The organism is Streptomyces sp. NPDC000878 (assembly GCF_053599695.1).
On record NZ_JBSFMT010000013.1, the window covers coordinates 49,445 to 71,668 of the forward strand.

General features: G+C 70.6%; 18 protein-coding genes and 2 pseudogenes. 14 read left to right on the forward strand and 6 right to left on the reverse strand.

Annotated features, from left to right (window positions below):
* Window positions 1-145 precede the first annotated feature (145 nt).
* Window positions 146-1,945: an SGNH/GDSL hydrolase family protein gene (locus ACWDR4_RS14575; RefSeq protein WP_450408298.1), complete on the reverse strand. Its 1,800-nt coding sequence runs from the start codon at window positions 1,943-1,945 to the stop codon at window positions 146-148.
* Between the two features lie 176 nt (window positions 1,946-2,121).
* On the opposite strand from ACWDR4_RS14575, the gene ACWDR4_RS14580 reads away from it, so the two are divergent.
* The 3 genes and pseudogenes from ACWDR4_RS14580 to ACWDR4_RS14590 form a co-directional block, all read left to right on the forward strand.
* Window positions 2,122-2,562, forward strand: a complete 441-nt coding sequence (locus ACWDR4_RS14580) for a DUF6278 family protein (protein WP_450408300.1) — start codon at window positions 2,122-2,124, stop codon at window positions 2,560-2,562.
* A gap of 137 nt (window positions 2,563-2,699) precedes the next feature.
* Window positions 2,700-3,443, forward strand: coding sequence for an amino acid ABC transporter ATP-binding protein (locus ACWDR4_RS14585; protein ID WP_450408301.1), 744 nt, complete (start codon window positions 2,700-2,702; stop codon window positions 3,441-3,443).
* A gap of 17 nt (window positions 3,444-3,460) precedes the next feature.
* Window positions 3,461-3,583, forward strand: a pseudogene (locus ACWDR4_RS14590) (amino acid ABC transporter permease); the annotation flags it as partial.
* A gap of 36 nt (window positions 3,584-3,619) precedes the next feature.
* Here ACWDR4_RS14590 and ACWDR4_RS14595 read toward each other — a convergent pair.
* Window positions 3,620-3,799, reverse strand: a pseudogene (locus tag ACWDR4_RS14595) (acyl esterase); the annotation flags it as partial.
* Between the two features lie 28 nt (window positions 3,800-3,827).
* Complete coding sequence (locus ACWDR4_RS14600) at window positions 3,828-4,586, reverse strand: hypothetical protein (RefSeq protein WP_450408304.1); 759 nt, start codon at window positions 4,584-4,586, stop codon at window positions 3,828-3,830.
* A 103-nt stretch (window positions 4,587-4,689) separates the two neighbouring features.
* Here ACWDR4_RS14600 and ggt point away from each other — a divergent pair, with 103 nt between their 5' ends.
* On the forward strand, window positions 4,690-6,498 hold the full coding sequence (ggt, locus tag ACWDR4_RS14605; RefSeq protein WP_450408307.1) for a gamma-glutamyltransferase: 1,809 nt from the start codon (window positions 4,690-4,692) through the stop codon (window positions 6,496-6,498).
* Window positions 6,499-6,567: 69 nt separating this feature from the next.
* On the opposite strand, the gene ACWDR4_RS14610 is transcribed toward ggt, so the two are convergent.
* Complete coding sequence (locus tag ACWDR4_RS14610; protein ID WP_450408309.1) at window positions 6,568-7,119, reverse strand: N-acetyltransferase family protein; 552 nt, start codon at window positions 7,117-7,119, stop codon at window positions 6,568-6,570.
* Window positions 7,116-7,907: a type I methionyl aminopeptidase gene (gene map, locus ACWDR4_RS14615; RefSeq protein ID WP_450408312.1), complete on the reverse strand. Its 792-nt coding sequence runs from the start codon at window positions 7,905-7,907 to the stop codon at window positions 7,116-7,118. The genes ACWDR4_RS14610 and map overlap by 4 nt, the downstream gene beginning before the upstream one ends.
* A gap of 32 nt (window positions 7,908-7,939) precedes the next feature.
* On the opposite strand from map, the gene ACWDR4_RS14620 reads away from it, so the two are divergent.
* The 9 genes from ACWDR4_RS14620 (at window position 7,940) to ACWDR4_RS14660 (ending at window position 19,333) form a co-directional block, all read left to right on the forward strand.
* Window positions 7,940-8,200: a helix-turn-helix domain-containing protein gene (locus ACWDR4_RS14620; RefSeq protein WP_450408315.1), complete on the forward strand. Its 261-nt coding sequence runs from the start codon at window positions 7,940-7,942 to the stop codon at window positions 8,198-8,200.
* Between the two features lie 162 nt (window positions 8,201-8,362).
* Entirely contained in the window at window positions 8,363-10,159 is a 1,797-nt protein-coding gene (locus ACWDR4_RS14625; protein ID WP_450408317.1) for a hypothetical protein, read from the forward strand.
* Between the two features lie 164 nt (window positions 10,160-10,323).
* Complete coding sequence (locus ACWDR4_RS14630; protein WP_450408320.1) at window positions 10,324-11,166, forward strand: nitrilase-related carbon-nitrogen hydrolase; 843 nt, start codon at window positions 10,324-10,326, stop codon at window positions 11,164-11,166.
* A complete protein-coding gene (locus ACWDR4_RS14635; RefSeq protein ID WP_450408323.1) occupies window positions 11,163-12,449 on the forward strand; it encodes an aspartate aminotransferase family protein in 1,287 nt (428 codons plus the stop codon). Before ACWDR4_RS14630 ends, ACWDR4_RS14635 begins: the two co-directional genes overlap by 4 nt.
* Before the next feature lie 29 nt (window positions 12,450-12,478).
* A complete protein-coding gene (locus ACWDR4_RS14640) occupies window positions 12,479-14,041 on the forward strand; it encodes a PucR family transcriptional regulator (protein ID WP_450408326.1) in 1,563 nt (520 codons plus the stop codon).
* A 189-nt stretch (window positions 14,042-14,230) separates the two neighbouring features.
* Complete coding sequence (locus ACWDR4_RS14645) at window positions 14,231-15,073, forward strand: nitrilase-related carbon-nitrogen hydrolase (RefSeq protein ID WP_450408329.1); 843 nt, start codon at window positions 14,231-14,233, stop codon at window positions 15,071-15,073.
* Window positions 15,074-15,184: 111 nt separating this feature from the next.
* Window positions 15,185-16,588: a dihydropyrimidinase gene (hydA, locus tag ACWDR4_RS14650; RefSeq protein ID WP_450408331.1), complete on the forward strand. Its 1,404-nt coding sequence runs from the start codon at window positions 15,185-15,187 to the stop codon at window positions 16,586-16,588.
* Between the two features lie 11 nt (window positions 16,589-16,599).
* Window positions 16,600-17,619 (forward strand): TIGR03842 family LLM class F420-dependent oxidoreductase, encoded by a 1,020-nt coding sequence (locus ACWDR4_RS14655; RefSeq protein WP_450408334.1) that lies wholly within the window; start codon window positions 16,600-16,602, stop codon window positions 17,617-17,619.
* Between the two features lie 163 nt (window positions 17,620-17,782).
* Window positions 17,783-19,333 carry an NCS1 family nucleobase:cation symporter-1 gene (locus tag ACWDR4_RS14660; RefSeq protein ID WP_450408337.1) on the forward strand — a complete coding sequence of 517 codons (1,551 nt, stop codon included), beginning with the start codon at window positions 17,783-17,785 and terminating at the stop codon, window positions 19,331-19,333.
* Between the two features lie 48 nt (window positions 19,334-19,381).
* Here ACWDR4_RS14660 and ACWDR4_RS14665 read toward each other — a convergent pair whose 3' ends face one another.
* Window positions 19,382-20,044 carry a hypothetical protein gene (locus tag ACWDR4_RS14665; protein ID WP_450408340.1) on the reverse strand — a complete coding sequence of 221 codons (663 nt, stop codon included), beginning with the start codon at window positions 20,042-20,044 and terminating at the stop codon, window positions 19,382-19,384.
* 301 nt (window positions 20,045-20,345) lie between these two features.
* Here ACWDR4_RS14665 and ACWDR4_RS14670 point away from each other — a divergent pair, with 301 nt between their 5' ends.
* Window positions 20,346-22,220: a gamma-glutamyltransferase family protein gene (locus ACWDR4_RS14670; RefSeq protein ID WP_450408342.1), complete on the forward strand. Its 1,875-nt coding sequence runs from the start codon at window positions 20,346-20,348 to the stop codon at window positions 22,218-22,220.
* Window positions 22,221-22,224 lie beyond the last annotated feature (4 nt).

The window sequence follows — 22,224 nt, forward strand, 5'->3', positions numbered from 1 at the left end:
GGTGACCCGTCCTCCTGGGCTTGGGGACCTTTTCAGCGCCGGGCGCGCACCCCTAGCCTGTCCGGCGATTGAGGACGAGCGCGTTCAGCGCGATACGGGGGTCTGGGGGCAGCGCCCCCAGGGACGGCCACCAGACCCACGGCGCCTACGGAACCAGCGCCCCCAGTTGCACCGCCCCCGCCAGCGCAGCCAACCCCGCATCACCGGGATGCAGATGGTCTCCACTGTCATACGCGGGACGCAATTGTGTCGGCTGTGCCGGATCCCGCAACGCCGCGTCGAAGTCCACGGCCCCCTCGAAACCACCGTCGGACACCGCCTCCTCGCGGATCCACGTGTTGACGGCAACCCGCTGACCGTCGACGACCGAGGTGCACCGCGCCTCACCCCCGCACGGCCCGATCGTCGCGACCAGCGCCCGCACCCCCCGCGCCCGCACCCGCTCGGCCAACTCCCGTAGCCCGGCGATGACATCGCCCGCCGACGCACCTGTCCGCAGGTCGTTCACGCCTTGGAAGACGATCGCCGTACGGGCCGAAGTCTGGGCGAGGACGTCCCGGTCCAGGCGGTGCAGGGCGCTCACCCCGCCCGAGTCGGTCGAGACGCCGTCGCCCGGGTAGCGGTCGGTGAGGATGCGGTTCGCGGCGATGCCCTGGTTGAGGACGCCGTAGTGCGGAACCGCGCTCTGGGCCCGCAGCCGGTCGGCGAGCACATCGGGCCAGCGCCGGTTGGCGTCCACGGTCGAGCGCTCGCCGTCGGTGATCGAGTCGCCGAGCACCACCACCGACCCGGGACCGTCACCCACGTCGACGCCCGTCAGCAGCGGCCACGTCGTCAGAGTCGAGGTGTACGGAGTCGGGGAGCCGTCCGCCGTGTGGTCGCCCGGCTCGCTGACGTACGAGCGCTGCTGTGCGAGCCGGTGCAGCGGGGCCGCCGTCACCGTGCCCGGCAGATGGAAGCTCACCAGCAGATTGGCGTCCGCGGGCACCGCGAAGTCCAGCGGATCGCTGAACGCCTGTGCCCCGGCCGGGAGTTCGGCCCCCGCCGCGCCCCCGAACGTCAGCGGCACCGGCGTACCGCTCGCCGTCGCGCCCGCCGACTGCACGGCCACCGTCGCGCTGCCGATCCGTACCGGCGCCGACGCGAACGTGTTGTCGAAGCGGACCCGGACCCGTGGCCCGCCGGCCGACGTGTGCACCACCAGCCGCAGCGTCCGGTCGGTCCACGGGCCGACGGTCGCGTACGTCGAGGTCGGCGCCGCCCAACTGCCGGTCCAGCCAGCGGTGTCGGGCCGTACCGAGAGGGCGAACACATGCAGGTCGGCCGCGTACGGCAGCCGGACGGACTCGACCTCGTGGCCACGTGCGATCGGCACGGTGACGACGTACAGCCGTGCCTTCTCGGCGAGTTGGCCGGTGGGCGTGTTCACATGCGGCAGCGCGACCGCCTTGGCACCGAGGGGGCCGGTGCGCCAGTCCGGGGCGGTCAGCCGGTACGAGGACTCCGTACCGTCCGCGTACGAGACCGTGCCCGCGCCGCTCACCTCGGAGCCACCGGTGCCGGCGACGAGGAACGCGAGGGCGTCGCCCTCCCCGCGCACCCGTACGGGCTGGCCGGCGGCGCGGACGTTGTCCGGCTCGCCCGGTTCGCGGCAGGGCCAGGTCAGCCGGGCGCCCTGGACGGTGAGGGCGCGGCCCCTGGTCCAGCCGGCGGCCGTCAGGTCCTGGGCCGACACGGAGGCGCCCGAGCCGTCGAAGTCGGCCGCGCCGGGGAGGGCGTCGTCGCTGATGGCGGTGTTGTCGAAGTACTGGGTGAGGGGGAGGGGTTCGGTGGCCTCGGCCGTGGACGACAGGGGGGTGAGCGTCGCGCACAGGGCGAGGATGACGCCCGGGCCCCAGAGACCTCGGAGCCCCGGTCCCCGCCCGACTCGGCTGCCTCGGCGCATGTGCGTCCCCTCGGTCGACTCGGCCCGCCGCTCAATGCTGTGTGAAGCTAAAGAGGTACCAGGTGCCCGTCAATGCGGCAGGTGCGCCGGGCCCGGGCGGGCGGGGAAGTTGGCCGGAACCGGCGGCCCCGCGCGCCCAGTGGTGCGGTCGGCGGTGTGAATGACACGCTGGACGTATGAACATCCCTTTCCTGGGCAACTGGCGCAAGAAGCATGGACTCGCCCGAGGCGTGGCGGTGTTCTCCGAGGGGGAGCACGACCCCGAGGCGGTCGCCGGACTCCTCTCCGAGTGCGAGCTGCTCCGCTCCCAGGCCGGCCGGGAGGGCGTCGAACTCGACGACTCCGCCGCCTCGTTGGAGGCGCTGGACCAGCTGCTGCCGGGCTGGCGGGACGACGAGGAGGCGCTGTCCTGGCTCGGCAACGACGCGGGTCTCTACCTCGGCACGGTCATCGTGCGGACCGTCCCCGGTGCCGTCTGGGACTTCTGGCCGAACGGCCAGCCCGTCGTACGGCTGTCGTCGGGCCGTGAGTTCGACGTCGTCGCCTCCGGCCACGCGTGGGCGTCCAGTGGTGCCCCCGAGCTGTCGCAGCTGTACGCGGAGGTCTCGGAGTCGTAGCCGAGGGTGGAGGTGCCGGGTGTATGGCTGACGTAAATACGGCTTATGACCGAAAAGTGCGTGTCGTGTCCTCACTCCACTCTTGTCTGGATAGTTTGCGGCAACCACGACACGGCTGAGAGTAAGTAGGGCTGGGCATGGCCGTCGATCCGCTGATCGAGTTGCAGGAAGTCAACAAGCACTTCGGTGAGCTGCATGTTCTCCAGGACATCAACCTCACCGTCGGCAGGGGGGAGGTGGTCGTGGTCATCGGCCCGTCCGGGTCGGGCAAGTCCACTCTGTGCAGGGCGATCAACCGGCTGGAGGCGATCGAGTCCGGGACGATCAGGCTCGACGGACAGCTGCTGCCCGACGAGGGCAAGCCGCTCGCGCGGCTGCGGGCCGAAGTCGGGATGGTCTTCCAGTCGTTCAACCTCTTCGCCCACAAGACCGTCCTGCAGAACATCTCGCTGGGGCAGGTCAAGGTGCTCGGGCGGAAGAAGGAGGAGGCCGACAGACGCTCCCGTGAACTCCTCGACCGGGTGGGCCTCGCCTCGCAGGCGCCGAAGTACCCGGCCCAGCTCTCCGGCGGCCAGCAGCAGCGGGTCGCCATCGCCCGCGCCCTCGCCATGGACCCCAAGGTCATGCTCTTCGACGAGCCGACGTCGGCGCTCGACCCGGAGATGATCAACGAAGTCCTGGAGGTCATGCAGCAACTGGCCCGTGAGGGCATGACGATGGTCGTCGTCACTCACGAGATGGGCTTCGCCCGTTCGGCCGCCAACCGGGTCGTCTTCATGTCGGACGGCCGTATCGTCGAGGACCGAAGCCCGGACGAGTTCTTCACCAACCCCCGCAGCGACCGCGCCAAGGACTTCCTCTCCAAGATCCTCAAGCACTGAGGTTCGACGTCGGCCGGGCCGGGAAATCGGCCGCGGTGAACCTCGACTACGATTTGCGGTTCATCCCTGTGGTGATGGGAACCGAGGCCGTGGACGTGGCACCGGCCGAATCAGGGACGCTGCTGCCAGGCGGGCAGTAGTAGAAGGGCATGCGTTCGCCCGGCGGCAGCCGGAGATCACTGCTCGTGCAGGGGCACCGACACAAGTGAGGCGTCGTGCTCCGCCGAGGAGGAGGTCAGCTGCGCGCCGGTCGGGTTGTGCTCGACGCGGAGCGGGTCGACCGGGCCGACCAGCTCGCCGAGGCCGAGCGGGCCCACGTCGCAGAGGTACGCGACGTGGGCGCCGCTCTCCTTGGTTCCGGCGCCCGCGACCCTCCACCGCCGGCTACGAGGCGCGGTGGGAGCTGCGCGGGGTGGCGGCGGCGGGCAGCGGCGTCTGTGCCACCCGGGTGATGTCCGCGACGACCTCGACGACATCGGGCCCGTACGCCTGCGAGTTGACGACCTTGAGGAGCAGGGCGAACGAGTTGTTGCCGTGTTTGCGGGTCAGCCGTTCGTGGTTGCGGGCGAGATAGCGGGTCGCCGCCTGGTTGGTGATCGCGCGTTGGCCGCAGAAGAGGAAGACCGGCCGGGCCTCGCCGCTCTGGCCTGCGGTGAGCCGCGCGAGGATCACGTACTCGCTCTTGCCCCCCTCCAGCCGGTAGCGCTCGGTGCCGATCTGGAAGGCGCCGCGGTCCGGGCCGGGTTCGGCGTCGACGTTGACGCGGACGCCGGGGAGCAGCGAGTGCAGATGGGCCAGCATGCGGCGATTGGAGGCCGGTCCGCCCACACAGAACTCGGTCCGCTCGCCGAACCCCTGTTGTGCGGCGTCGTGGGCGACGACCTGGGCGTGGGCGTTGCAGTCTTTGATGAGCGCCGAGAGTTCCAGGAGCGCGAACACGTCGTGGCGCATCACCGTCAACTCGGGGCCACCGGCCTCGCGGTTCACCACGAGCAGCGACTCGGAGTTGTCCGGCAGCCCGAAGAAGGCCTGCTTGCGGCGGAGTTTGCGCTTCCACAGATAGGTGCGGGCCAGCCAGCCGAGGGCTGCGCTGATACCGGCCGCGACCACACCGAGGACGATATTGCGCACATCGTCAGTCATGGGCGCGCATGTTAGCGGTCCACCGGACCGGTGTTCGAGGGGCCCTTACGGGACCACGGGGATGAAGTTACGCTGCGCGGACGGCTGTTGACTGGAGGTATTGATGCGTCGCCCTGTCGCGCGGAATCTGGCGGTCCTGGCGGTTTCGGCTGCTGTGGTGTCGGTGGGGGCGGCGGCGCCGCCCTCCGGCGCCACGCCGGCGGATGCCGCTCCGGAGAAGGTCCCGGTCGCCGTCGGGTACGGCGGTGCCGTGGCGAGCGTGGACGCGGACGCCTCGGCCGCCGGGATCGAGATCCTGCGCAAGGGCGGCAACGCGGTGGACGCCGCCGTCGCCACGGCCGCCGCGCTCGGCGTCACGGAGCCCTACTCCAACGGCATCGGCGGAGGCGGCTACTTCGTCTACTACGACGCCAAGTCCCGTACGGTACAGACGATCGACGGCCGTGAGACGGCACCCCTGACGGCCGACTCGGGCCTGTTCCTGGAGAACGGGCAGCCGATCGCCTTCGCCGACGCCGTCACCAGCGGGCTGGGCGTCGGTACGCCGGGCACGCCCGCGACCTGGCAGGCGGCGCTGGACAGTTGGGGCAGCAAACGGCTCGGTACGCTGCTGAAGCCGGCGGAGCGGCTCGCCCGCGACGGCTTCACGGTGGACGACACGTTCCGGTCGCAGACCGCGTCCAACGAGGCCAGGTTCAGATACTTCCCGGACACGGCGGAGCTGTTCCTGCCGGGCGGTGCGCTGCCGGTGGTCGGGTCGACGTTCAAGAATCCCGATCTGGCGCGTACGTACGAGGAGTTGGGGCGCAAGGGCGTCGGTGCCCTGTACCGGGGGAAGCTGGCGAAGGAGATCGTCGACACGGTCAACGAGCCTCCGGTGGACCCGGGTTCGGGCTACAACGCGCGCCCCGGCAAGCTGTCGCTGACCGACCTGGCGGCCTACCGCGCGAAGCGCCAGGCGCCGTCGAAGACCTCGTACCGGGGCCTCGGCGTCTACTCGATGGCCCCCTCCTCGTCCGGCGGGACGACGGTCGGTGAGGCCCTCAACATCCTTGAGAAGACGGACCTTTCGAAGGCGAGCGAGGTCCAGTTCCTGCACCGCTACATCGAGGCGAGCCGGATCGCCTTCGCGGACCGGGGGCGCTGGGTGGGCGACCCCGCCTTCGAGGACGTACCGACGAAGGAACTGCTGTCGCAGTCGTACGCCGACTCGCGCGAGTGCCTGATCAAGGACGACGCGGTGCTGACGAGCCCGGTCGCGCCGGGCGACCCGCGCGACCCCGCCGCCTGCGACACCAGCGGGGTCGCGGCGCCGACGACGTACGAGGGCGAGAACACGACGCATCTGACGGTCGCCGACAAGTGGGGCAACGTCGTGTCCTACACGCTGACGATCGAGCAGACCGGCGGCAGCGGCATCACGGTCCCGGGCCGCGGATTCATCCTCAACAACGAACTGACCGACTTCTCCTTCGCCCCGGCCAGCCCGGCCGTCCCCGACCCGAACCTGCCCGGCCCGGGCAAGCGACCGCGCTCGTCGATGTCCCCGACGATCGTCCTGGACGCCCACGGCAAGCCGGTCGTGGCCCTCGGCTCACCGGGCGGCGCGACCATCATCACGACCGTCCTGCAGACCCTCACGGGCTTCCTCGACCGGGGGCTCCCGCTGGTCGACGCCATCGCGGCACCACGTGCCAGCCAGCGCAACCAGACGACCACTGAACTCGAACCAGGCCTGTGGAACAGCGAGTTGAGGACCAGGCTGGAGGCCATCGGCCACGGCTTCCGCCTCAACCCCGAGATCGGAGCGGCAACCGGCGTACAACGCCTGCCCAACGGCAAGTGGCTGGCGGCAGCGGAGACGGTACGCCGGGGCGGCGGCTCGGCGATGGTGGTACGACCGGCGTCCTGAGCCGACCGGGGCGGGCGGCGCCCTGCGTGACGCGGGCCGCCCGCCCGTCCTCGTGGTCGCGGACCACGGCTACGAGGCCGGCGGCCCGCCCTCGTACCCGTGGACCTTCGCCGCCGGCCACGTGTACTCGATCTCCGGCACGGTGAAGCCCGCGGCCATCCGCAGTGGGCGTTCGGCCGTGCGCAGGCCGCCCGCGCGCTCGTAGAACGTGATCGCGCGGGCGTTGCCGGCCAGGACCTCCAGGTAGACGTCCTGGCCGGGGTGGTGGCGGGCCGCCCAGGCGAAGCCGTGGTGCAGCAGGGTGCGGCCGACGCCGGTGCCGACGTGGTCCGGGCGGGCGTGCAGGTTGTCCACGTGGACCCGGCCGTCCGTGGCCGTGTCCAGGTGGATGAAGCCGCAGAGGTCTCCGTTCTGTTCGGCCAGCAGGAGACATCGGTCGGCCGACAGTTCGGTCGTGCGCGTTCGCCACTTGGCGAGGTGCTCCGCCGCCAGCGGGCCGGCCAGGTACGCGGCGGGCATGAGCGCGGTGTACGCGCTGCGCCAACTGGCCGTGTGCAGGGCCGCGATGCTCTCCGCGTCCGCCGAAGTGCCGTTCCTGATGCGCATGGAGCCGTACGTCACGCCCGGCTCGTGTGCGCCTCCTGGCGTGCCGTGAGGACCCGCGGTCCCGACTCCGTGATCGCCACGGTGTGTTCGGCGTGGGCCGCGCGGGAGCCGTCGTTCGTGCGCAGGGTCCAGCCGTCCGGGGCCTCGTGGTAGCCGTCCTTGCCGCTGCCGATCAGCATGGGCTCGATCGCCAGGACCAGGCCGTGGCGCAGCGGCATGCCCCGGCCGGGCCGGCCCTCGTTCGGGACCGGGGGGTCCTCGTGCATCCGGCGGCCGATGCCGTGGCCGCCGAAGCCGTCCGGGATGCCGTACCCCGCGCTGCGGCACACCTCGCCGATCGCGTGCGCGATGTCGCCGATGCGGTTGCCGACGACCGCCGCCGCGATGCCCGCCGCGAGGGCCCGCTCGGCGGTCTCGACGAGCCGTACGTCGGCCGGGCGCGGCTCGCCCACGATGAAGCTCGTCGCCGAGTCGCCCGCCCAGCCGCCCAGTTCGGCGCCGAAGTCGGCGGAGACGAGGTCGCCGTCCCGCAGCCGGTAGTCGTCCGGGATGCCGTGCACGATCGCGTCGTTCACCGAGACGCAGAGCACCGCCGGGAACGGCGTCGGCGCGAAGGAGGGCCGGTAGCCCAGGAAGGGGGAGGTCGCCCCGGCCGCGCGCAGCACCTCGTGCGCCACCTCGTCCAGTTCCCGAAGGGAAACGCCCACGGCAGCGGCCTCTCGGACGGCCGTCAGGCCTCTGCCGACCACCTGGCCCGTCTCGTACATGGCGTCGATCGCTGTGTCTGTCTTCAGTTCCACCATGCCAATTACTATACCGGTATTAGAATGGCGTCATGGTACGCACTCCTCTCACCCCCGAAGAGCGTGAACGCGGCGAGCGGCTCGGCCGGCTGCTGCGTGAGGCGCGTGGTGGCCGCAGCATGGCGGAGATCGCGGCCCGCGCCGGAATCTCCGCCGAGACCCTCCGTAAGATCGAGACCGGGCGGGCGCCGACGCCGGCCTTCTTCACGGTCGCGGCCCTCGCGCGGGTCCTCGGACTGTCCATGGACGAACTGGTCGGGCAGTGCGCGCCACTCGCCCCGGTCGCGGCGTGAGCCCCGTGGGGCGGTTCCGGCCATTGTGGCCCCGGTTCACATCACGTTCCGCTGGGTGCGCGGTACTCTGCGTCCGGTCCGAAAACCCCCCGTAGCCCTTCCGTAACACGACTGGTGTTTTCTACGGGACGGAGTACTCCGTTCGGGCATGGGGTGGACATCATGGCGGTGGAACAACTCCCGGGGCAGGTGCGGGAGTTCGCGCGGTATCTGAGCGGCCTGCTGGCCCGCCTCGACCAGGGCGCGGGCTGGTGCGGCGTGTTCTGGCAGCGCGACCCCGACGGTATGCGCGCCTGTCTGGACGGGTACGAAGTGCCGCCCTGGGACGTCGTGGAGGCGCTGCTCCACGATCTCGCCACCGAATACGGAACCGATGCCGTCACCCCCGAGGCCGAGCGGGCGCGTGCCCTGCACCAGGCCTCGATCACCGCGTTCGACAACCGGCCCGGCGCCCGGGACACCCTCGGCGACCGGCTCGACGTGATGCTCCGCGAACAGAAGTACGCCGCCGAACGGCTCGTCGAGCTGGGCCGGTTGCTCAACTCCGCCGGTACCCACGAGGAGGCCGAGGGGTTCCGCCTCGACCTCGCCTGGGCACACGACGACCACGAACGCGCCTCCGCGCGCTGCGTCGAACTCCGGTCCCGCCTGGACCAGTTGGCCCGCCGGGCGGTGAGCGGGGCGACCATTCCCCGCCGCGACCCCGACGAGGAGGCGGGCCTGTTCGCCGCCCGCGTCCACAACGCCCCGCAGCCCGCCGACCCCCTGAACCTGCCGAGGCAGCGCACCGAGACCGACGAGCGGCATCCGGGCGACGACACGGGAGCCTGGTACGACGACGAGCGCGGCCCCCGACCGGCCGCCGGCTACGTCGACGAGCACAGCGCCCGCCGGCAGGGTGCGGACAACGACACCGCCGCCGGGTACGAGAACGGGCCCGGCTCCCAGCGGCAGGCTCCGGACGGCTCCGGTCCCGCCCGCCACGGAGACGACCGCGACCCTGACCGGTCGGGTTCCGACGACGACCTGCGTCCCTGGCGCGACCACATCCGCCGCTCCGTCAGCGCGGACGACCAGGACGACCCCCGCGAGGCCGACGCCCCGGAACCCCCGGCCGAGCGCACGACACCACAACTGCCCGCCGACTGGTACGACGCCCCGGCCCCGGCCGCCACCCCCGAACCCGACCCCGAGCCGGAACCCGATCGCGCCCCCAAGCAGCGCTCCAAACGCCGCACCCGAGGCAGCGCCCGGTTCGCCGGGATGATGGACGACGCGGACACCGGCGCCACACCCACCGTCGACCCGACGTCCATGCCGGTCATGCCCGCGCCCGCCGCCCCGACCCGCCGCAACCCGCGCGGGGCGCGGTTCGCCGGGGCCGCCGCTGCCGTGAAGCCCGTGGTGCCCAAGCGGGAGGCGCTGGACGACGACGCCCGGCACGACACCATCGACGCCGTCCGCAGCCTCGTACGACTGCGGAGAGAGGGGCGCAGCGGGGAGGCGCACGCGCTGCTCGTCGAGGCCGCCTACTGGCCGGCCGCCCGCTTTCCGCTGCTCGCCGCCGAACTGCACCGCGCCGGGCTCGGCGCCGACTGGGCCACCCTGCTCTGGGAGGCCGCGTCGCTGCCGGCCGCTCAGCTGGTCGCCGCCGCCGACGCGCTCGTCGCGGCCGGGCGGGGGAACGACGGCCAGCAGATTCTGCGGCAGGGCATCGTGCGGCCGGCACAGGAGGTCGGCGAGGCCGTGCTCGGGCTCGTCGAGGAGGGCAGACAGCGCGAGGCGCGTGCGCTGCTCGACGCGTACGTCCGCGTCCGCACCCCCGAGGAGGCCGCCCGCAGCGTCGCCGCCGACCCCCAGAGCCTCGTCCCGCTGCTCCTGGAGGCGGCCCGCGGTGCCTCCGAGGACTGCTACTGGGATCTGGTGCACGCACTCCGAGTGGCAGGCCACAGTGCGTGACCCGGGTGCTCACGACTCGCCCACCGGGGTGTGAAACGTGATCGACTCCGCGGGTTAACGGCGATGGTCTTGGCAAGGCTCTTCCGGAGGCTTACTTTCAAGCCCCTACGGCCTCTGTCTACGGGCGTAGAGGCTCTCTGACGTCCAGCCGGAAGGAACAGGTCATGGCCAACGTCGTACGTGCCGCTCTGGTTCAGGCGACCTGGACCGGGGACACCGAGTCCATGGTCGCCAAACATGTGGAGCACGCCCGTGAGGCGGCCCGGCAGGGTGCCAAGGTCATCGGGTTCCAGGAGGTCTTCAACGCCCCCTACTTCTGCCAGGTCCAGGAGCCCGAGCACTACAGCTGGGCCGAGCCCGTGCCCGACGGGCCCACGGTGACCCGTATGCAGGAGCTGGCGCGCGAGACCGGCATGGTGATCGTCGTCCCGGTCTTCGAGGTCGAGCAGTCCGGGTTCTACTACAACACCGCGGCCGTGATCGACGCCGACGGGACCTACCTCGGCAAGTACCGCAAGCACCACATCCCGCAGGTCAAGGGGTTCTGGGAGAAGTACTACTTCAAGCCCGGCAACCTCGGCTGGCCGATCTTCGAGACGGCCGTCGGGAAGATCGGCGTCTACATCTGCTACGACCGCCACTTCCCGGAAGGCTGGCGGCAGCTCGGTCTGAACGGTGCCCAGCTCGTCTACAACCCGTCCGCCACCTCGCGCGGCCTCTCCGCCTACCTCTGGCAGCTGGAGCAGCCCGCCGCGGCCGTCGCCAACGAGTACTTCATCGCCGCCATCAACCGGGTGGGGCAGGAGGAGTACGGGGACAACGACTTCTACGGGACCTCGTACTTCGTCAACCCGCGCGGCCAGTTCGTCGGCGAGGTCGCCAGCGACAAGGACGAGGAACTCGTCGTGCGGGACCTGGATTTCGATCTCATCGAGGAAGTCCGGCAGCAGTGGGCCTTCTACCGGGACCGGCGGCCGGACGCGTACGAAGGGCTGGTGCAGCCGTGAGCGATCTGTACGGGCGACACAAGGCTGTCCTGCCGGACTGGCTCGCCCTCTACTACGAGGACCCGATCGAGATCACGCACGGCGAGGGCCGGTACGTGTGGGACGCGGACGGGAAGCAGTACCTCGACTTCTTCGGCGGCATCCTCACCACGATGACCGCGCACGCGTTGCCCGAGATCACCAAGGCGGTGAGCGAACAGGCCGGGCGGATCATCCACTCGTCCACGCTCTACCTCAACCGCCCGATGGTCGAACTCGCCGAGCGCGTCGCCCAGTTGTCCGGCATCCCGGACGCCCGCGTCTTCTTCACCACCTCAGGCACGGAGGCCAACGACACGGCCCTCCTCCTCGCCACGTCCTACCGGCGCAGCAACCAGATCCTGGCGATGCGCAACAGCTACCACGGGCGTTCGTTCAGCACGGTCGGCATTACGGGCAACAAGGGCTGGTCCCCGACCTCCCTGTCCCCGCTCCAGACCCTGTACGTCCACGGCGGCGTCCGCTCGCGCGGTCCGTACGCCGATCTGAGCGACGACGAGTTCATCGCCGCCTGCGTCGCCGACCTGGAGGACCTGCTCGGTCACGTCCGTCCGCCCGCGGCCCTGATCGCCGAGCCCATCCAGGGCGTCGGCGGTTTCACCTCCCCGCCCGACGGGCTGTACGCGGCCTTCCGCGAGGTGCTGGCGGCGCGGGGCATCCTCTGGATCGCCGACGAGGTGCAGACCGGCTGGGGACGCACCGGTGAGCACTTCTGGGGCTGGCAGGCGCACGCGGAGAACGGTCCGCCGGACATCGTCACCTTCGCCAAGGGCATCGGCAACGGCATGTCCATCGGCGGGGTCGTGGCCCGCGCCGAGATCATGAACTGCCTCGACTCCAACTCCATCTCGACCTTCGGCGGCACCCAGATCACCATGGCGGCCGGCCTCGCCAACCTCACGTACCTCCTGGAACACGACCTCCAGGGCAACGCCCGGCGCGTCGGCGGACTGCTCATCGAACGGCTGCGGGCCGTCGCCGCGCAGCTTCCGGGCGTACGGGAGGTCCGTGGGCGCGGGTTGATGATCGGCGTCGAGCTGGTGAAGCCCGGTACCGACACCGCCGATCCGGAGACCGCAGCCGCCGTGCTCGAAGCGGCCAGGGCGGAAGGGCTGCTCCTCGGCAAGGGCGGCGGCCACAACACCAGCGCGCTGCGCATCGCACCGCCGCTGTCGCTCACCGTCGCGGAGGCCGAGGAGGGCGCCGCGATCCTCGAACGCGCTCTGAGGAGCTGCGTCCAGTAACACCACAGCAAGGAAGTCGGCCCATGCTCATGACCACCACCTTGGAACCCGCCCTGTCGGTCCGCCAGGTCCTCGGCCTGGAACGGGTGCTCGCGGGCGAGCCCGAGGTGGTGGCCGGGGCCGGGCAGCTCGACCGGGCGGTGCGCTGGGTGCATGTCGCCGAGGCCGCCGATGTCGGTGTGATGCTCAGCGGCGGCGAGATGGTGCTCACGACCGGCGTGCTGCTCGCCGGGGACGAAGAGGCCCAGGTCGAGTACATCCGCTCGCTGCACCGCGCGGAGGCCGCGGCCGTCGTCCTCGGACTCGGCCGCGCCTTTCCCGCGCCGCCGGACGTCATGCGGCGCGCGGCCGAGCGGTGCGGGCTGCCGATGGTGGTGCTCCACCGACCGTTCCCCTTCGCCGAGTTGACGGAGGAGGTCCAATCCAGGCTCGTACGGCGGAAGTTCGCCGCCGTGAGCCTGTCCGAGGCGGTACGGACCGCCCTCACCGGGCTGATCACGAGCGGCGCCCCGCTGCAACTGCTCCTCGACGAGGTCGCCTCGCACAGTGGCTGTCCCGTGGTCGTCACCAACCTCGCCCATCGCGTCCTCGCCACATCGGGGGAGCGGTCGGCCGTCGACGACGTGCTGCGGGACTGGGAGCGCATCTCCCGGCAGGCGGGTGGGAGTGAGGGCGACGGATGGATCCGCGCAGAGTTGGGCGGGCGCGGGGAACGCTGGGGGCGGATCGTGCTCTGCGGATACCGCGGCGACGCCGCCACCGGACGGCTGCTCGCCGACCGGGCCGCCGAGGCGCTCGTCCTGCACCGCATGCTCGGGGGCTCCGTACACACCTGGGAGGAGCAGTCCGCGCAGAGCCTGCTCACGGACCTGGTGAGCGGGGTCGTACCGGCCCGGCAGCTGTTGCCAAGGGCTCGTGCCGCCGGACTGCCCGTCAACCGGCGGACGTTCGTGCCGCTGGTCGTACGGGACGGTGACCCCGCTGAACTCGACCGCGTACTGCGGTTGTTGGGGCTGCCGGGGCTGGTCGCCGAGCTGGCCGACGACGCCACCGCCGTGCTGCTGAGCCTCGCCCGGGACCAGGACGCCAAGGCGCTGGCCGCGCACTTCGCGCTCCGGTTGCGGACGGAGACCACCGGGGCCCGGACCGTCGTTGCCGCCGCGGAGGCGCTCGGCTCCTGGGACGACGTACCCACCGGACTGCGCGAGGCGCTGCACGTCGCCGCGGCCGTCACGGACACCCCGGCGGGGCAGGATCTGCCGGTCCTTGTGTACCTGAGGGACGTACGGCTGCGTGGCCTTGTCCGGCTGCTGCGGGACGATCCGCAGGTGCAGGCGTTCGCCGAGCGGGAGCTGGACGGGCTGCTCTGCGGGGCCGAGGGCGAGTCCGAGCTGCTTCCGGTCCTGCGGACCTATCTCGCCACCGGGCGCAACAAGTCACGTACCGCGCAACTGCACCATGTCTCGCGCCCCGCGCTCTACCGACGGCTGGAGGCGATAGAGGCGCGGCTCGGGCTCGATCTCGACGACTTCGAGCAGGCCGCCTCCGTCCATATCGCGCTCCTCGCGCACGATGCTCAGCAAGGCCGATGACCGCATCGCGCACTGCTCCGTCTTACCGCTCCGAAACATCAGAGGACCTGGGAAAACAGTGGTGAAACATGGGCCCATGTCAGGGTGACACCGTGGAACGCCGAACGCCCGCAGGCGTGACACCGTGCAACTCAAACCCGCTCTTCAGGCTTCCTAGGCTCGGCGTACACCGAGTGACCGGAGGTCCCGATGAGCAGGGTGATTCGCGCCGCCATCTTCCAGACTGCCTGGACGGGCGACAAGGAGTCGATGATCCAGGTACACGAGCAGGCGGTCCGCGACGCCGCGGCGCAGGGTGCTCAAGTCATGTGCTTCCAGGAGCTGTTCTACGGACCGTACTTCTGCCAGGTCCAGGACAAGGCGTTCTACGAGTACGCCGAGCAGATCCCGAACGGCCCGATCGTCAAGCGCTTCCAGGCGCTCGCCAAGGAACTGGGCATCGTCCTCGTCCTGCCGATGTACGAGGAGGAGCAGCCGGGCGTCCTCTACAACACGGCCGCCGTGATCGACGCGGACGGCTCGTACCTCGGCAAGTACCGCAAGCACCACATTCCGCAGGTCGCCGGGTTCTGGGAGAAGTTCTACTTCCGCCCGGGGAACGCGGGTTGGCCGATCTTCGAGACGGCCGTGGGCAAGATCGGCGTCTACATCTGCTACGACCGGCACTTCCCGGAGGGCTGGCGTGCGCTGGGCCTCGAAGGCGCCGAGATCGTCTTCAACCCGTCGGCCACCTCGCGCGGTCTGTCCGCCTACCTGTGGCAGCTGGAGCAGCCGGCGGCGGCCGTCGCCAACGAGTACTTCGTCGGCGCGATCAACCGGGTCGGCGTCGAGGAGCTGGGCGACAACGACTTCTACGGGACCTCGTACTTCGTGGACCCGGAGGCACAGTTCGTCGGCGAGGTGGCGAGCGACAAGGAGACCGAACTCGTCGTCCGCGACCTGGACCTGGCCAAACTGCGCGAGGTCCGCGACCGCTGGCAGTTCTACCGCGACCGCCGCCCGGAGGCATACGGCCCCCTGACGGCACCGTAAACAGCAGACGCTCACACCCGCGCCCCTGTCTTTTGTCTTCAGGGGCGCGGGGAACTGCGCGACCAGCCACAGACAACCGGCACTTTGTAGACAACCGAGGAGCGTGAACCCATGGCCGGCCGTACCGTCATCCGAGGCGGACTCGTCATCACCGCGTCCGACGAGATCCACGCCGACGTCCTCATCGAGGACGGCCGCATCGCCGCCCTCGCCACCAGCGGAAGCGCCCCCGCCGAGTCCTGGACGGCCGAGCGGACAATAGACGCCACCGGAAAGTACGTCATCCCCGGCGGCGTCGACGCCCACACCCACATGGAACTGCCGTTCGGCGGTACGGCCGCCTCGGACACCTTCGAGACCGGCACCCGGGCCGCCGCCTGGGGCGGTACGACCACGATCATCGACTTCGCCGTGCAGAGCGTCGGCCAGTCGCTGCGCGACGGACTCGACACCTGGAACGCCAAGGCCGACGGCAACTGCGCCATCGACTACGCCTTCCACATGATCGTCTCCGACGTGAACCAGGACACGCTCAAGGAGATGGACCTGCTCGTCGAGGAGGGCGTCACCTCCTTCAAGCAGTTCATGGCCTACCCGGGCGTCTTCTACAGCGACGACGGCCAGATCCTGCGCGCCATGCAGCGCTCCGCCGAGAACGGCGGCCTGATCATGATGCACGCCGAGAACGGCATCGCGATCGACGTCCTCGTCGAGCAGGCGCTGGCCCGGGGCGAGACCGACCCCCGCTACCACGGCGAGGTCCGCAAGGCCCTCCTCGAAGCGGAGGCCACGCACCGCGCCATCAAGCTCGCGCAGGTCGCCGGCGCACCTCTGTACGTCGTCCACGTCTCGGCGCAGGAGGCAGTCGCCGAGCTGGCACGGGCGCGCGACGAGGGGCTCAACGTCTTCGGCGAGACCTGCCCGCAGTACCTGTTCCTGTCGACGGACAACCTCGCGGAGCCGGACTTCGAGGGCGCGAAGTACGTGTGCTCGACGCCGCTTCGGCCCAAGGACCACCAGGCCGCGTTGTGGCGGGGGCTGCGGACGAACGACCTCCAGGTCGTCTCCACGGACCACTGCCCGTTCTGCTTCGAGGGCCAGAAGGAACTGGGCCGCGGCGACTTCTCGAAGATCCCCAACGGGCTCCCGGGCGTCGAGAACCGCATGGACCTCCTCCACCAGGCCGTCGTCGACGGGCACATCAGCCGCCGCCGCTGGATCGAGATCGCCTGCGCCACCCCGGCCCGGATGTTCGGCCTCTACCCGAAGAAGGGCACCATCGCCCCGGGCGCCGACGCCGACATCGTCATCTACGACCCGGCCGCCGAGCAGACCGTCTCCGCCGAGACCCACCACATGAACGTCGACTACTCGGCGTACGAGGGCAAGCGGATCACCGGCCGCGTCGAGACCGTCCTCTCGCGGGGCGAACTCGTCATCACCGAGCGGGAGTTCACCGGACGCGCGGGTCACGGCGTCTACACCCCCCGCTCCACCTGTCAGTACCTCAACTAGGAGCAGCGCTCATGGACTTCGGACTCGTCCTGCAGACCGACCCGCCGGCCTCGCGTGTCATCGAGCTGATGCAGCGCGCCGAGGGCAACGGCTTCACGTACGGCTGGACCTTCGACTCCGCCGTGCTGTGGCAGGAACCGTTCGTGATCTACAGTCAGATCCTTTCCAGCACCGAGAAGTTGACGGTCGGCCCGATGGTCACCAACCCGGGCACCCGCACCTGGGAGGTCACCGCCTCCACCTTCGCGACCCTCAACGACATGTTCGGCAACCGCACGGTCTGCGGCATCGGCCGCGGCGACTCCGCGATGCGCGTCGCCGGCCGAACTCCCAACACGCTGGCCCGGATCAGCGGCGCGATGAAGGTCATCCGCTCGCTCGGCCGCGGTGACGAGGCCGACCTCGGCGGTACGGTGATCAAGTTCCCGTGGGTGAAGCCGGGCGCCGAACTCCCCGTCTGGATGGCCGCGTACGGCCCCAAGGCGCTCAAGATGACCGGCGAGGAGGCCGACGGGTTCATCCTCCAGCTCTCGGACCTCTACCTCACCGAGTACATGGTGAAGACGGTCAAGGACGCGGCCGTCGCCGCCGGACGCGACCCGTCCGAGGTGAAGATCTGCGTCGCCGCCCCCGCGTACATCACCGAGGACGACTCGCCCGAGGCGCTCGCCCACGCCCGTGAGCAGTGCCGCTGGTTCGGTGGGATGGTCGGCAACCACGTCGCCGACCTGGTGTCGAAGTACGGCGAACACTCCGCCGCCGTACCCGAGGAACTCACCGATTACATCAAGGCCCGCGAGGGGTACGACTACTCCCATCACGGCCGCGCCGACAACCCCGACACCCAGTTCGTGCCCGACGAGATCGTCGACCGGTTCTGCATCATCGGCACCCCCGAGATGCACATCGAGAAGCTCAACAAGCTGCGCGAACTGGGCGTCGACCAGTTCGCCGTCTACGACATGCACGACGCCCAGGAAGCCGTCATCGACGCCTACGGATCAACGGTGATCCCGGCCGTCAACGCCTGACGTACCGGTTCGGCCGCCGTGTTACGTCGTCCCCGATATCTCCCTCTCCCCGGCGTTCAGGTTGCCGGGGAGGGGGTCAGGACACCCCCGGGTGTCCTGTGCGCATCCCCCAACGCGCCACCCGCACGGCCTTTCCCGACCCACCTCATTGATTGGCCTGCCCATGACCGACACCGCTCCCACGGCCATACCGCCGTCCTCCCAACTCACCCTCGCCGACGGCCGGGTGGAGATCTCCCCCGACGCGCCCGTGCCCAGCGGGCCGTACGCCAACGAGGACCTGCTGCCGGTTCCGATCGAGAAGCGCACCTGGACCACGTACAACTTCTCGGCTCTCTGGGTGGGCATGGCCCACAACACGGCCTCCTGGACCCTCGCCTCGGGTCTGATCGCCGTGGGCATGGACTGGAAGCAGGCCGTGCTCACGATCGCCCTGGCGAACGTGATCGTGCTCATCCCGATGCTGCTCACCGGACACGCCGGACCCAAGTACGGCATCCCGTTCCCCGTCTTCGCCCGCGCCTCCTTCGGCATCCGGGGCGCCAACCTCCCCGCCGTCGTACGGGCGTTGGTGGCCTGCGGCTGGTTCGGCATCCAGACCTGGATCGGCGGCGAGGCGATCTACTTCCTCGCCGGCAAGCTGATCGGCAACGGCTGGAGCGACGCCGGGAAGATCGGCGGCTACGCCTGGACGATGTGGCTGTCCTTCGCCATCTTCTGGGCGATCCAGGTCGCGATCATCTACCGGGGCATGGAGACGATCCGCCGCTTCGAGAACTGGGCCGCGCCCTTCGTCCTCCTCGGCGCCGGCGTGATGCTGTGGTGGATGGCCGACAAGGCCGGCGGCTTCGGTCCGCTGCTCGACCAGCCCTCCAAGCTGGGCTACGGCGCGGACTTCTGGAAGATCTTCGCGCCCGCCCTCATGGGCATGATCGGCTTCTGGTCCACGCTGTCGCTGAACATCCCGGACTTCACCCGGTACGGGAAGAGCCAGAAGGCCCAGACGTGGGGGCAGGCGCTCGGTCTGCCGACCACGATGACGCTGTTCGCGTTCCTGTCCGTCATGGTCACCTCGGGCTCGCAGGCCGTGTACGGCGAGGCCATCTGGGACCCGGTACAGCTCGCCGCCAAGACCGACAACGTCTTCGGCCTGCTGTTCGCCCTGGTCACCGTGCTGGTGGCGACCCTGTCCGTGAACGTCGCGGCCAACCTGGTCTCCCCGGCCTTCGACTTCTCCAACATCGCCCCGCGCAAGATCAGCTTCCGGGCGGGCGCGCTCGCCACCTGCGTACTCGGCGTCCTGATCTTCCCGTGGAAGCTGTACTCCGACCCGCAGGGCTACATCTTCACCTGGCTCGGCCTGGTCGGCGGTCTGCTCGGCACGGTCGCCGGCATCCTCATCGCCGACTACTGGATCCTGCGCCGCGGCAAGCTCGACCTCGCCGACCTGTACAAGGCGGGCGGACGCTACTGGTACGACAACGGCTGGAACTGGCGTGCGGTCGTCGCGTTCCTGGTCGGCGGTGTGCTGGCCGTCGGCGGCGCCAACTTCGCGCCGCTGATCGACGGGCGGCCCATCCCGGCACTGTCCTCGCTGGCGAACTACGGCTGGGCCGTGGGCCTGGGCACCTCGATGGTCCTCTACCTGGTGCTCATGCTGGCGACCGGCAAGGGGAAGGACGAGGTGAAGGAGGAGGCGAAGGCGCAGGTCTGACCCTGTTCCTGTTCCGACCCTGTGACGCGTGCTGGAGGGCGGCCGGTTCTACCGGCCGCCCTCCAGCGCTGCCACCGCGTCCCGGGCGGCCTTGATGGCGCCCTTGTTGATCACATCCGTGCTGGGCGCCTTCTTCGACTCGAAGTCACTGCCGTTGTACGTGATCACCACCAGCGCGTTCGACGCGCGGACCAGCACCACGCCCTCGCGGGTCTGCTGCTTGTCCTCGGTGGTGAGGTTCACGACGGAGTAGGCGGCGTCACCGAGACCCGGCACCTCACCGCCACCGCTCTTCTCGGTCAGGCGGTCCTGGTACGTCTTCTCCGCCGCCGCGTCCGTGTCGGACAGCTCGAACGACACGTCGAGCCAGCGGTAGTCGTACCCCTTGAGCGCGTTCCAGGAGCAGGTACGGCGGGCGTTGGTGTCAGTCGACGGGATCTCCTTGCCGGCCGCCTTGGCGCCCGGGACAAGGGACTTGATCGTGCCCGGGGGCACGGCCGAGCAGGGCGCGGGCGCGGCGGTGAACGTCTTCGAGGCCGCCGAGGTCGAGGGCGCGGTGGGCGACGAGGACGCGCCCTCGGCGGCCGACCTGGGCTCGTCGGCGGTCGGCGACGCGGCGAGCGGACCCGAGGACAACGCCCAGCCGGCCGTGGCGAGCACGGCGACCGGCGCCAGGCGTGTGACGAGCGCGAGCGGCAGAGGAAGGCTCAAGGCGCACTTCTCGTGGGGGACGGTGCGGAGGGGGTCCGCACTCCGGACGGGACGCCAGTGTCACATGACTGCCTGTGGGGTGGAAGTAAGAACTCGCTCCGTGGCTGTGCGATGACTGTCGTTCATGATCGGCCGCCCGGACTGTCCGTCAGAATGCGCAAATCGGCGTCGACAGCGTCTAATTCAGCATCAATGCCATCAATCTTGGCTAATGCCCCATAGGTGACTGGCGTTCGGTGTTCGGTGTTCGTGTGAGGTACGTACGATCATCTGATCGTGTGCCGTAGTGAAGGAGCCGCCCGTGTTCACCACCCGACCCACGCTCCAGGGCACCTTCGGGATGGTGTCCTCCACGCACTGGCTGGCCTCGCAGTCGGCGATGGCCGTCCTGGAGGACGGCGGTAACGCGTACGACGCCGCCGTCGCCGCGGGCTTCGTCCTGCATGTCGTCGAACCGCACCTCAACGGGCCCGGTGGTGAGGTGCCGATCATCCTCGCCCCGGCCGGCGGCGAGGTGCGGGTGCTGTGCGGGCAGGGCGTCGCGCCCGCCGGGGCCACGGTCGCGCACTACAGGGGGCTGGGGCTCGACCTGGTCCCCGGCACCGGACCTCTCGCCGCCGCCGTGCCCGGTGCCTTCGACGCCTGGATGCTCCTGCTCCGCGACCACGGCACCAAGCCGCTCGCCGACGTCCTGAAGTACGCCATCGGGTACGCCGAGGACGGGCACGCGCCCGTGGAGAACATCGGCGCGACCGTCGAGACCGTACGGGAACTGTTCGAGACGGAGTGGACCTCGTCCGCGGACGTGTACCTGCCCGGCGGACAGCCGCCCCGGCCCGGCGAGCTGTTCCGCAATCCCGCCCTGGCCGCCACCTGGAAGCGCCTGCTCGCCGAGGTCGCCGGGGCGGGGGACCGCATCGCCCAGATCGAGGCGGCACGGGAGGTGTGGCGCACCGGCTTCATCGCCGAGGCGCTGGTACGGCAGTCCGCGCGGCCCACCCTCGACACCAGCGGCGAGCACCACACCGGCACCCTGACCGCCACCGACCTCGCCTCCTGGTCCGCGACCTACGAGGCCCCGGCGACGTACGACTGGCAGGGCTGGACCCTCTGCAAGGCCGGCCCCTGGAGCCAGGGCCCCGCCTTCCTCCAGCAGCTCGCGCTCCTCCCGCCTGAGCTGCCCGCGTACGAGTCCGCCGACTACGTCCATCTGCTGATCGAGGGCTGCAAGCTCGCCATGGCCGACCGCGAGGCCTGGTACGGGGACGCGTCCGGCGGGGCCGACGTGCCCCTCGACGAACTGCTGTCCGACGCCTACAACGCCGCCCGGCGGACCCTCGTCGGCGACAAGGCCTCGTACGAGCTGCGGCCCGGCAGCCCCGGCGGTCGCAGCCCGCAGCTGTGCGCACACGCGCGCGTGGTGGCCACGGACGAGCCCGGGTTCAGCGCTCTGGGTGCCGGGGAGCCGACGGTCGCGCTCGGTGGGCCGCTTGGTGTCGGGGAGCCCACCGGGGCCAAGTTTCCGGCCTCGCCGGTGCCGGGGGAACCCGATGTCGCCGCCGACGGCCGTACCCGGGGCGACACCTGCCATCTCGACGTCGTCGACCGCTGGGGCAACATGGTCGCGGCCACGCCCAGTGGCGGCTGGCTCCAGTCCAACCCCGTCGTGCCCGAGCTGGGCTTCCCGCTCGGCACCCGGCTCCAGATGACCTGGCTGGAGGAGGGCCTGCCGAACTCCCTCACCCCGGGCCGCCGTCCCCGGACCACCCTCACGCCCTCGATCGCGCTGCGCGACGGGGTGCCGGTGCTGGCGTTCGGTACGCCCGGCGGGGACCAGCAGGACCAGTGGCAGCTGCACTTCTTCCTCGCGGTCGCCCTGCGCCCGAAGGTACGCGGCGGCCTGGACCTCCAGGGCGCGATCGACGTCCCGAACTGGCACAACGACAGCTTCCCGGGCTCCTTCTACCCGCGCGGGATGCTCCCCGGGAGCGTCACCGTGGAGGCCCGGATGCCGGGCGGGGTGGTCGAGGAGCTGCGCCGCCGGGGGCACGACGTGACGGTCGGTGCCGAGTGGTCCGAGGGGCGGCTCTGCGCGGTCGCGCGGGACCCCGAGACGGGAGTTCTGTCGGCGGCGGCCAATCCTCGGGGGATGCAGGGGTACGCCGTAGGGCGCTGATGTC

Coding starts and splice junctions, on each gene's coding strand:
- ACWDR4_RS14575 (WP_450408298.1), bottom strand. CDS start 1,945: ATGCGCCGAGGCAGCCGAGTCGGGCGGGGACCGGGGCTCCGAGGTCTC.
- ACWDR4_RS14640 (WP_450408326.1), top strand. CDS start 12,479: ATGACCACCACCTTGGAACCCGCCCTGTCGGTCCGCCAGGTCCTCGGC.
- ACWDR4_RS14645 (WP_450408329.1), top strand. CDS start 14,231: ATGAGCAGGGTGATTCGCGCCGCCATCTTCCAGACTGCCTGGACGGGC.
- ACWDR4_RS14660 (WP_450408337.1), top strand. CDS start 17,783: ATGACCGACACCGCTCCCACGGCCATACCGCCGTCCTCCCAACTCACC.
- ACWDR4_RS14600 (WP_450408304.1), bottom strand. CDS start 4,586: ATGACTGACGATGTGCGCAATATCGTCCTCGGTGTGGTCGCGGCCGGT.
- map (WP_450408312.1), bottom strand. CDS start 7,907: ATGGTGGAACTGAAGACAGACACAGCGATCGACGCCATGTACGAGACG.
- ggt (WP_450408307.1), top strand. CDS start 4,690: ATGCGTCGCCCTGTCGCGCGGAATCTGGCGGTCCTGGCGGTTTCGGCT.
- ACWDR4_RS14580 (WP_450408300.1), top strand. CDS start 2,122: ATGAACATCCCTTTCCTGGGCAACTGGCGCAAGAAGCATGGACTCGCC.
- ACWDR4_RS14620 (WP_450408315.1), top strand. CDS start 7,940: ATGGTACGCACTCCTCTCACCCCCGAAGAGCGTGAACGCGGCGAGCGG.
- ACWDR4_RS14585 (WP_450408301.1), top strand. CDS start 2,700: ATGGCCGTCGATCCGCTGATCGAGTTGCAGGAAGTCAACAAGCACTTC.
- ACWDR4_RS14630 (WP_450408320.1), top strand. CDS start 10,324: ATGGCCAACGTCGTACGTGCCGCTCTGGTTCAGGCGACCTGGACCGGG.
- ACWDR4_RS14625 (WP_450408317.1), top strand. CDS start 8,363: ATGGCGGTGGAACAACTCCCGGGGCAGGTGCGGGAGTTCGCGCGGTAT.
- hydA (WP_450408331.1), top strand. CDS start 15,185: ATGGCCGGCCGTACCGTCATCCGAGGCGGACTCGTCATCACCGCGTCC.
- ACWDR4_RS14655 (WP_450408334.1), top strand. CDS start 16,600: ATGGACTTCGGACTCGTCCTGCAGACCGACCCGCCGGCCTCGCGTGTC.